The organism is Verrucomicrobiia bacterium, assembly GCA_035460805.1.
GTDB lineage: Bacteria > Patescibacteriota > UBA1384 > CAILIB01 > CAILIB01 > DATHWI01.
This window is the reverse complement of the sequence record DATHWI010000134.1, coordinates 1-2,126: the sequence shown is the minus strand read 5'-3', so window position 1 is coordinate 2,126 and position 2,126 is coordinate 1. Positions and strand designations below refer to the sequence as shown.

Here is a 2,126-nt window from a genome sequence, read left to right as displayed (position 1 = left end):
AAGGTACTGATTGTCCTTGTCCCGCAATGGGACGTTAAGGCTACGGCCAAGACGGATTTGTTGACACGGGAGCCAAGAAAATCCCCGGTGCATACTAAGGCGCCCGTACCGTAAACCGACACAGGTGGGTGGGTAGAGTATACCCAGGCGCGTGAGTGAAACCTCGTTAAGGAACTCGGCAATCTAGCCCCGTAACTTCGGAAGAAGGGGTGCCAGTCGCAAGACTGGCCGCAGTGAAAGGGGTCAACCGACTGTTTAACAAAAACACAGCACTCTGCCAAGTCGCAAGACTACGTATAGGGTGTGACACGTGACCAATGCGGAAAGATTACGGTAAGTGGTTAGCGCAAGCGAAGCTACGAGCCCAAGTCCCCGTGAATGTCGGCCGTAACTATAACGGTCCTAAGGTAGCGAAATTCCTTGTCGGGTAAGTTCCGACCTGCACGAATCGTGTAACGAGTTGACCGCTGTCTCAACGAGGAGCTCAGCGAAGTTGTAGTGGCGGTGAAGATGCCGCCTACCCGCAGCAGGACGGAAAGACCCTATGCACCTTTACTGTACGCTGTTACTGTTTTTTCGGTTTTAATGCTTAGCGTAAGTGGTAGACTTTGATACATCTCTTTCGGGGGATGTTGAGTCGTCAATGAAACACCACCCTTTGAAACTGGAAAATCTAACCTCTCGCCATGATCTGGCAGAGGGACACTGGCAGCCGGTCAGTTTTACTGGGGCGGTATCCTCCCAAAGAGTAACGGAGGAGTACGAAGGTTGGCTCAGCCTGGTTGGTAATCAGGTGACGAGTATATGGATATAAGCCAGCCTAACTGTGAGACCTACAAGTCGAGCAGGTGCGAAAGCAGGTCCAAGTGATCCGGTGGTTGAATGTGGAATTGCCATCGCTCAACGGACAAAAGGTACGCTAGGGATAACAGGCTGATCGAGTCCAAGAGCTCATATCGACGACTCGGTTTGGCACCTCGATGTCGGCTCATCACATCCTGGGGCTGGAGAAGGTCCCAAGGGTCCGGCTGTTCGCCGGTTAAAGTGGTACGCGAGCTGGGTTCAGAACGTCGCGAGACAGTTCGGTCCTTATCCGCTGTGGGCGCAGGAAGATTGAGGGGTTCAGACCTTAGTACGAGAGGACCGGGTCTGACGAACCACTGGTGTTCCAGTTGTCTTGTCAAAGGCAGTGCTGGGTAGCTATGTTCGGAAAGGATAAGCGCTGAAAGCATCTAAGCGCCAAGCCTCTCCCAAGATGATTCTTCCCCGAAGGATCGTGGTAGACCACCACGTTGATAGGCTTCCGGTGTAAGCATGGTAACATGTTCAGCTGAGAAGTACTAATGATCCGTTCGGCTTGGTCTTTTCCTCATCCTCCAGACACACTTGTCTGGCTTAAAAGGATGAAGAAAAAACCTTTTTATTAAAACTCAGCCTAGAATAAGTAGTAAGAACTCCTGTATGTAGATGTCAGAGAATCGGTAAGAAATGGATGATTGATGATCTATGATCGTCGATTTGAAATAACGGTTCTTTGATACAAATAATAAAACGAAACGACGGTTCAATTGATGATTAAAAATCGATTGACTGCAGGGCGCCCGATATGAAAGTATCGCAACCCTTCACTGCGAAAGCAGTGATCAAGTCCCCACGAAGTGGGGTCGTTAGAAGTCTGGCGAATTTGAGGTTCGACTCACTCCCCCCAGTGAGAAACCTCCCAGCTTGAGCCTTAGTGTGGCCTCAAATTCGTCAGACTTCTGGTGATCCCAGCGCAGTGGACCCACCCGTTCCCATTCCGAACACGGAAGTGAAACGCTGCAGCCCCGATGATAGTGCTTGTCTAGCTTGTGCGAAAGTAGGACGTCGCCAGTTTTACGCCCCATCTCCTGGAAACAGGAGATGGGGCCTTTTTTTGTACTGATTTGGCTTCGTGTCCTGCGATACGACTCGGCGAAAGACGGTAAGCGTCCGCCGACGCGCCTATTGACAGGGGCTGTCGTAGATTCTGGTCTGAGGTCGTAGATGTCGTAGTCGTAGGACCTACGGCATCTACGCTACCGTGCGTTGAAGGACGCGGGTATGGTGCTTCGCCCAAGCATCGTAAGCGGTAGCCGTGGCACCGT

General features: G+C 51.5%; 2 rRNA genes. Both read left to right on the top strand.

The window, feature by feature from the left end:
* Positions 1 to 1,365: ribosomal RNA gene (locus VLA04_05645) — 23S ribosomal RNA — on the top strand; the annotation flags it as partial.
* A gap of 394 nt (positions 1,366 to 1,759) precedes the next feature.
* Positions 1,760 to 1,875, top strand: a 5S ribosomal RNA gene (gene rrf / locus VLA04_05640).
* Positions 1,876 to 2,126 lie beyond the last annotated feature (251 nt).